At 43.1% G+C, this 7,829-nt stretch carries 10 protein-coding genes; 8 read left to right on the forward strand and 2 right to left on the reverse strand.

The genetic code is table 11. The features are described 5' to 3' along the window. From HY805_04975 to HY805_04985, 3 genes are all read left to right on the forward strand, one after another. Window positions 1–164 (forward strand): hypothetical protein (locus tag HY805_04975; GenBank protein ID MBI4823567.1); only part of this gene is annotated, 164 nt, incomplete at its 5' end. Window positions 165–405: 241 nt separating this feature from the next. Continuing rightward, on the forward strand, window positions 406–1,104 hold the full coding sequence (locus HY805_04980) for a diacylglycerol kinase (protein ID MBI4823568.1): 699 nt from the start codon (window positions 406–408) through the stop codon (window positions 1,102–1,104). Continuing rightward, window positions 1,101–1,985: a tyrosine recombinase XerC gene (locus tag HY805_04985; protein MBI4823569.1), complete on the forward strand. Its 885-nt coding sequence runs from the start codon at window positions 1,101–1,103 to the stop codon at window positions 1,983–1,985. The genes HY805_04980 and HY805_04985 overlap by 4 nt, the downstream gene beginning before the upstream one ends. Window positions 1,986–1,990: 5 nt before the next feature. On the opposite strand, the gene HY805_04990 is transcribed toward HY805_04985, so the two are convergent. After that, complete coding sequence (locus HY805_04990) at window positions 1,991–2,152, reverse strand: hypothetical protein (protein ID MBI4823570.1); 162 nt, start codon at window positions 2,150–2,152, stop codon at window positions 1,991–1,993. Between the two features lie 15 nt (window positions 2,153–2,167). Next, window positions 2,168–2,356 carry a DUF1573 domain-containing protein gene (locus HY805_04995; GenBank protein MBI4823571.1) on the reverse strand — a complete coding sequence of 63 codons (189 nt, stop codon included), beginning with the start codon at window positions 2,354–2,356 and terminating at the stop codon, window positions 2,168–2,170. A gap of 46 nt (window positions 2,357–2,402) precedes the next feature. Here HY805_04995 and HY805_05000 point away from each other — a divergent pair, with 46 nt between their 5' ends. The 5 genes from HY805_05000 to HY805_05020 all read left to right on the forward strand — a co-directional run bounded on the left by HY805_05000 (window position 2,403) and on the right by HY805_05020 (window position 7,568). After that, complete coding sequence (locus tag HY805_05000; GenBank protein ID MBI4823572.1) at window positions 2,403–3,554, forward strand: hypothetical protein; 1,152 nt, start codon at window positions 2,403–2,405, stop codon at window positions 3,552–3,554. A gap of 110 nt (window positions 3,555–3,664) precedes the next feature. Continuing rightward, complete coding sequence (locus HY805_05005) at window positions 3,665–4,879, forward strand: FprA family A-type flavoprotein (protein ID MBI4823573.1); 1,215 nt, start codon at window positions 3,665–3,667, stop codon at window positions 4,877–4,879. Between the two features lie 10 nt (window positions 4,880–4,889). Then, window positions 4,890–6,371, forward strand: a complete 1,482-nt coding sequence (locus HY805_05010) for a hydroxylamine oxidase (protein ID MBI4823574.1) — start codon at window positions 4,890–4,892, stop codon at window positions 6,369–6,371. Then, on the forward strand, window positions 6,371–6,958 hold the full coding sequence (locus HY805_05015; protein ID MBI4823575.1) for a flavodoxin family protein: 588 nt from the start codon (window positions 6,371–6,373) through the stop codon (window positions 6,956–6,958). Before HY805_05010 ends, HY805_05015 begins: the two co-directional genes overlap by 1 nt. Before the next feature lie 187 nt (window positions 6,959–7,145). Further along, window positions 7,146–7,568 (forward strand): hypothetical protein, encoded by a 423-nt coding sequence (locus tag HY805_05020; GenBank protein ID MBI4823576.1) that lies wholly within the window; start codon window positions 7,146–7,148, stop codon window positions 7,566–7,568. Window positions 7,569–7,829 lie beyond the last annotated feature (261 nt).

A 7,829-nucleotide genomic window follows, 5' to 3' on the forward strand; every position in this document is an offset into this window, starting at 1 on the left:
ACCTGCTTGAAGACATCGAGGCCAAGATGCGCCTTGTGGAGAGCCGAATAAGGGCTGTGGTTAAAAGCGATAGGATATGCGACCTGCTTAAGACATTGCCTGGGGTGGGCGATATAATCTCGATGCTTATCAGGTATGAAGTGGCTGCCCTGTTTTCTGTCTAGCCGAAAGGGCTCTTAGAATGATTAGGAGGGTCGCTTCTGCCGTAAGGTAACATGCGCCTGAGAGCGCGGATAGATGACTGGCTTTTAAGCCAAGCGGACGGAATTGCTTCTTAACTATTAAAAGGAGGTTGCTTTTTCTTTTTCATAGATGACAGGCTGGACAAGCCAGAATGACAAGCCATAAAATGTAAAGAATTGTTAGGGACTGCCAGAGATTTTTCTGTTATAATAAAACTAAGACATGCCGCTCAGGCAATGGATTAAAAGCGCAGATTATGCGATAGAAGGGATACTTCATGCTGTTAAGACACAACGGCACCTGAGGTATCATTTCTACTCAGCCTCGGCAGTCCTGCTCATAAGCTATATCTTAGGCATCTCAAAAACAGAGTTTGTTATTGTCTCGCTTGCCGTAATTTCGGTGCTTCTTGCCGAGATGTTTAATACTGCGGTGGAGACGATTGTTGACTTCATCTCTCCCGAAAGAAACGAGAAGGCACGCATTGCAAAGGACATATCAGCAGGGGCAGTGCTTATAACTGCCTTTGGTGCCGCACTTATAGGTCTTATGATACTTTTTCCCTATGCCCGAGACATCTTTCAAAGTGGCATCTATATAACGAAGCATGTAAAGGAGGAAGTAGCGGTTATAGCGTTTGTGCTTGTTCTTATAATGGTTATACTTCTTAAGTCATACTGGGGCAAGGGTCATCCCCTGAGCGGAGGGCTTCCGAGTGGGCATTCGGCTGTTGCCTTTTCGGTCTGGGTCTCGGTTACTTATATGACAGAGAGTTTTATAGTGTCGCTTTTATGTTTTATTCTTGCAGTGGCAATTGCTCAAAGCAGAGTAGCCACAAGGGTGCACAGTGCATGGGAGGTTGTTCTGGGAGGACTGCTCGGAGCAACACTCACCTTTGTGCTTTTCAAGGTCCTTACATGAAAGACTATATCGAGAAGTTTCTAAAATACCTTATCAATGAAAAGGGTGCATCCAGCCACACCATCAGGGCATATAAAGGAGACCTCGAGATATTCTTTGGGGAGACGGGTGGTCGCACCACCCTTCAGGATGTAAGGGGTTTTATAGCCTCCGAGATAAACAAGGGTCATAAGAAAAGCACAGCAGGCAGAAGGCTTGCCTCATTGAAGTCTTTTCTAAAGTTTCTCGTAAGAGAGGGGGTTTTAAAGACAAGCCCTGCAAGGTTAGTGTCATCACCGAGACAGCCAAAACATCTTCCTCGGTTCCTTTCGGTAGATGAGGTATTTGCGCTTATGGAACTGCCTGAGAGCATAGGGTTTCTCGTCCAAAGGGACAGGGCTATACTTGAGCTGATTTATTCAAGCGGTCTCAGGGTCAGCGAACTTGTAGGTCTTAACACAGAAGATGTGGATATAAAGGAGTGTCTTGTCAGGGTAAAAGGGAAGGGCAAGAAGGAAAGGATTGTGCCTATAGGTAGGAAGGCCATCTCTGCGCTAAAGTCCTATATAGTGGAAAGACTCATCCTTAAAAAACCCGAAGAAGCGTTTTTCCTAAACAGAAATGGCACAAGGCTTACGGACAGAGGAGTAAGTCGCATAGTGGCAAAATATGCAAGGGCAGTTTCCATAAGAGGAAAGGTGAGCCCCCACACCCTGAGACATACATTTGCAACGCATCTTCTTCAAAGCGGTGCTGACCTCAGGGTCATACAGGAGCTCCTTGGCCATTCATCCCTTTCAACCACTCAGAAATACACCCATCTCGATGTAACCCATCTAATGGATGTTTATGATAAATCGCATCCTTTTGGCAATGAAGCTAAGGATAAAAAGGCAGGATAGGTTATTTATCTTACTACTGCCTTAAGAAGAAGTATTACCTTAGGCATTTGTGGGTCGTTGCTTAGCACCTCAACTGTCTTTTGTATCATGCCCCTGAAACCTGTGGTGTTAACCACTACAATGAGTGTGCCTTTTTCATTAGGCTTAAGATGGGTTGAACTAACCATCGCTGCCGAGCAACCTCAGGATGGCACCAATCCCTCTATAATGAGGTCTTCTGTGCCTAAGTTTAAAAGCTCAAATGTATGCTCTAACTGCTCGCCCTGTTTTACCTCCCCGAAATCATGCGACTCTGTGTCAAACTTTATGGAAGGCTGGGCATAAACCGCCACAGGTATAAGAATCGTCAGTATAAAGGAAATTGCCCTCATATAAAATTATACCCTATTATGGTATTTATTTGCTAAAATATCAATAGTGGGGAGGAAATTCTTAGGTAAGATCTTAATCGCTATCGTAGTTATCATCCAGATAGGGTTGGTATCGGTGTTTTTGTTTCATGAGGTATTCGATCTCACAAGCAGTAATAGTGCGATTTATGTTCTTAGAAGCAAAACAGGCGGGATTGAGATAAAAACCGACATCGTATTCGACGAAGCAAGCCGGATTATCTTCATGCTCGATGCCACCAATGTTTTCAACCTATTCATGAAGACCGTCGCAGTTGCAAGGGATAAGCCTGTGCTTGAGCTGACATGGAACAAAAAAGAAGGTGTTGGCGCTGTAAAGGAATTCAGAGAGGATGGAACAATGCTTTCATTTTCTTTTTCGAGATTTAGGGAAGGCGAAGGCATTCCACATGGATTATTCTTAGGAGGAGAACTGCCTTATGCAGATACCATAGAGCGGTCTTCGAGCGGTTTTGGCTATTATGACGGCGAGAAATGGTTTCATATATGGTGTTCGGCAAATGAGGGCTTTTCCCTATCAGGCTCGAAAGAGGTGGTAGTGCCCCATCAGTGGAAATATTTAGGCAGTAGGGTTATCAAAGAGACTACGGATAAGGCTATCATCGAAAGCTTGCACGAGAAGACACTTAACGGGAATAAGATACTAATGAAGAGACTTGCCTCTTTCAGGGCAGGAGACGATTATTTCACGCTTAAGGTGAGGATAACCAATGCAAGCAAAAACATTATCCTTTATGGGTATGCATATGGAGATGAGCCATGGATTGGTAATTTCAGCTCATCCGAAGGAGATGTAGGCTGGTATAAGGGAGGGCTCATCAAACATGAAATGTATCTGTCCCCGCTCGATTATAAATATGCAGGCTGGTGGGATTATGGCAACGATGCGGCTGGCGAAATGCATAATTACACAGGATATGCAAATTTTATAGAGTGGGTCAGACCTACCCCAACATATGTCTACTTTTCCAATATCATGGATGAGTGCTGTTCAGAATCCCTGCCCCTTAATGCCACATTCAACAGAGTAATCAATATCGTCTGGCTTCATCAGATGTTACTTCCAGGTGAAAGCAGAGACCATGTCCTTGCAATCGGAATGGCGCATATCGACCCGCTTATAAATCTTCCACGAAAGCCCGAGGTCAGGCTCGATTAGGCTTATTTTGATATAGCAGATTTCATAAAACCTGCTATAGCCAATAAATGAAAATCATTGTAATAGATGGGCATCTATGATATAAATATTTAAACTTGAGGAGGTTTTTTATGAAAACAGAAGAGCTAAAGCCCGGAATATTCTGGGTTGGAGCTATTGACTGGGCAATAAGGGATTTCCATGGCTATGTCACTCCAAGAGGCTCAACCTATAACAACTACCTTGTTCTTGACAAGGATATAACGCTTCTCGATGCCGTCAAATACGACTTCGTAGATGTAAGCATCAGCCACATAAAAAGCCTTGTAGAGCCATCAAAAATCAAAAATCTTATCGTAAACCACATAGAGCCTGACCATTCAGGAGGTCTTGGCGAGATAATGAAGCTCGCCAGAGAGGCAACCATCTATTGCACAGACAAAGGGAAAAAGGGGCTTGAGAGGTTCTTCGATATATCCTCGTGGAACATAAAGACCGTAAAGACAGGAGATGTCTTAAACATTGGAAGTAGAAATCTTCTTTTTATAGAGACACCAATGATTCACTGGCCCGACTCGATGATGACATATATAAAAGAAGACAGGATTCTCATAAGTCAGGATGGTTTTGGACAGCACCTTGCATCCAGTCAGAGGTTTGACGACGAGTTTGTGGCATGTGCATCTCAGGCTGAGCTTGAGGATTCTGTATGGGACTATTATGCAAACATACTCATGCCTTTTGGCACACTCATAAAGCAAAAGATAGCTGAGATTGAAAAGTTAGGACTAAAGATAGATATGATAGCACCTGACCACGGAGTCATTTGGAGACAGAACCCCGGGCATGTTATTCAGATGTACCTTGATATGGCAAATGGAAAGGCAGATGAAAGAATAGTGATAATCTATGACAGCATGTGGCATTTAACAGAGAAGATGACTGTTCCAATTGCAGAGGGCATAAGGAAAGAAGATGTGGATGTAAAGGTCATCAAGCTCAGGGCAACACCAGTCAGTGTAGCAGTGAAGGAGTTCTGGAGGGCAAGGGGATGTCTCTTAGGCTCGCCAACCCTTAATAACAGGGTATTCCCTATGGTGGGTGAGCTTCTTACATATTTAGGAGGACTCAGACCTAAAAACAGAATCGTCAGTGCATTTGGAAGTTTTGGCTGGGCAGGGGGTGCGGTCAGGGAAATCATCGAGGAATTTAAAAAAATGGCTCTCGAGACTGTTGAGCCTGCAATTGGCATAAATTACAAGGCATCTTCGGATGACAACGAAAAACTCTATGAATTCGGAAGGGAGTTTGCAAAAAAGGTGAAAGAGTATCATAAGAGATTTTAAGGAGGATTTTATGAAAAAGCTATTCCTTATTGTTTTAGGTATCCTGTTATTTCATAGTCTTTCATATTCAGAAGACATGCCTTTAAGTAAGGAGACACAGTCATGTCTTAACTGTCACAAGGCACTTACACCCGGAATTGTGCAGGACTGGCTTTCAAGTAGGCATTCAAAAACAACCCCTTCTTCTTCGCTGAATAAGCCTTCTTTAGAACGAAGGGTATCAGCAGAGTCCATAGATGAAAAACTCAAAAACACCGTTGTCGGCTGTTATGAATGTCATAGTAGAAACCCTGAAAAGCATAAGGACAACTTCTTACACTTTGGCTGGAGGATAAATGTAGTTGTCTCTTCTTCTGACTGCTCTACATGTCATCCCTTAGAGTTTAAACAATACATGGGGGGCAAGAAGGCACATGCCATTGGAAACCTTAAGAACAACCCTGTTTACCACACACTCGTAAATACGATAATTGGCTTAAAGGCAGTGAATGACATTCAAATCACATCTCAGGAGCCATCTGATTATACGAGGCAGGAGACATGTTTTGCATGTCATGGAACAGAGCTTAAGGTTAATGGCATGAAGGATATAGACACGAAACTTGGTAAAATAACCGTGCCTGATATTTCTCATTGGCCAAATCAGGGTGTTGGAAGAATCAATCCTGATGGCTCTATGGGTGCATGCACTCCGTGTCATCCAAGACACTCGTTTTCCATAGAAGTCGCAAGAAAACCCTTTACATGTGCTCAGTGCCATCTTGAGCCTGATGTGCCTGCATGGAATGTCTATGCTGAAAGCAAACATGGGAATATATTCCTTTCAGAGGGGCACAAATGGGATTTTAGCCATGTCCCATGGATAATGGGTGTTGACTTCGCTACACCAACATGTGCAGTATGCCATAATAGCCTTATCACAGGCACAGATGGAGGGGTTATTGTAGAAAGGTCCCATGACTTTGGCTCAAGACTCTGGGTAAGGCTCTTTGGGCTCATCTATAGCCACCCACAGCCAAAACAAGGCGATACATCTATAATTAAAAATAGCGATGGCTTGCCTCTGCCAACGACATTTCTCGGTAATCCTGCCTCTGACTTCCTTATAGACGATAAAGAACAGCAAAAAAGACAAAGCATAATGAAAGCAGTCTGTCTTGGATGTCACTCAACGGATTGGACAAACAACCATTTCGAAAAACTCAAAAACACACTTAAAGAGACTGACCTGATGACCCTTAGTGCAACAAAACTCCTTCTTAGGGCATGGGAGCATGGGGTCTCTGACAACAGCAACCCTTTTGATGAGGAGATTGAACAGCTCTGGATTAAACAATGGCTATTTTATGGAAACTCTATCCGTTATGCCTCTGCAATGACAGGTGCGCCTGATTACACTGCATTTAAATACGGCTGGTGGGGACTAACGACAAACCTTCAGGAGATGAAAGACCTCATAGAGATAAAAGAGGCAATTAAAAAGGCAAAATAATGAATGTCATAGCGTTTATGGGCTCTCCAAGAAAAGGTGGAAATACAGAGTTGATTCTTAATGAGGCAATAAAGGCAATCGAGGAGGAAGGTCTTAAGGTCAAGGTGTTTGACCTTAACCTCATGGACATATTGCCGTGCCAGGACTGTGGAGGATGCGAGGAAACAGGAGAATGCATAATCATAGATGACATGGCAGAGGTCTCTGCCTCAATCAGGACAGCCCAGAGAATAATACTTGCAAGCCCTGTATATTTCTCAGGAGTCTCTGCACAGGCAAAGGCAATGATAGACAGATGCCAGCACTTCTGGTGCGAAAAATACCTTCTTAGGAAACCCCTTTCACAAGGAACTTATGGAAGAAAAGGGCTTTTTATGGTAGTCGGAGGTAGAAAAAAAGACATAGGCATCGAGTGCTCAGAGGCAACTGCAACTGCCTTTTTTCGGACCATAAGCGTGCCTGAGCATAAGACACTCGGTTTTCTTGGCATAGATGCAAAGGGCGCAATACTTAAGCATCCGACTGCACTTAAAGAGGCATACAGCAGGGGGAAATGGCTTATTACACGGGAGGTGAACATTATCTAAATTACCAAGGCATTATCTAAGCGTCAGGAAAAGGTTTAAGGAGTATTTCAGTTATACACTCCTCCTCAGAAAGCTATTTATAAAACTTATCAGTTTATAAACAGAATAAAGTTGAAAAACGGGGGGGATATGCTTAAATGCTTGTAACTATTCAGTGGATAACTAATCAAAGTCTAAGGAGGGTGAGATGTTACAGAGGGTAATGGGAAGAAGTATTGGAGTATTAACTTATGCAGTTTCCCTGCTCAGCAGGGAGACCCCAAGAAGCATTACTGTAAGGATAGATAAGACTCCACCAGCGGTTAGTTTATCCGTAGACCCTTCAATTTTATGGCCTCCGAATCATAAACTCGTGAATGTAACAATAGGCGGTGGTGTAGAAGATAGTCTATCAGGAGTAGCGGAAGTAGTCTTTAGTGTAACAGATGAGTATGGGAGCATTGAACCTAAAGTTAGTGGTTTTAATACAACGATTCCCTTAGAGGCATGGAGAAATGGGGATGATAAAGATGGTCGTAGATATACGATTACAGTGGTCGCTACTGATAATGCAGGAAATAGCTCAACTGCATCCACTGTGGTAGTGGTTCCTCACGACCAGAGAAAATAGGAAAAGTAAACTCAAAGAGAGCGGCAGAGTAATCTGCTACCCTCTTTACTAATGAAACCTGTAATATTATGTCCTATACCCTCAGGATTAAGGTCATTCTGGCTTGTCCAGAATCTTTCTTTTGATTCCGAACAAGTCGGAAGGATTTCCGACAAGCGGGAATGACAGCGAAAACGGACATTATTATGCAGGTATTAATAATTAGAATTAAAATTTTATTTTATGGAATTAAGAATCTGTCGGGCTTGATAGTAGTCGGGG

This window comes from Nitrospirota bacterium (assembly GCA_016207905.1).
GTDB lineage: Bacteria > Nitrospirota > Thermodesulfovibrionia > Thermodesulfovibrionales > JdFR-86 > JACQZC01.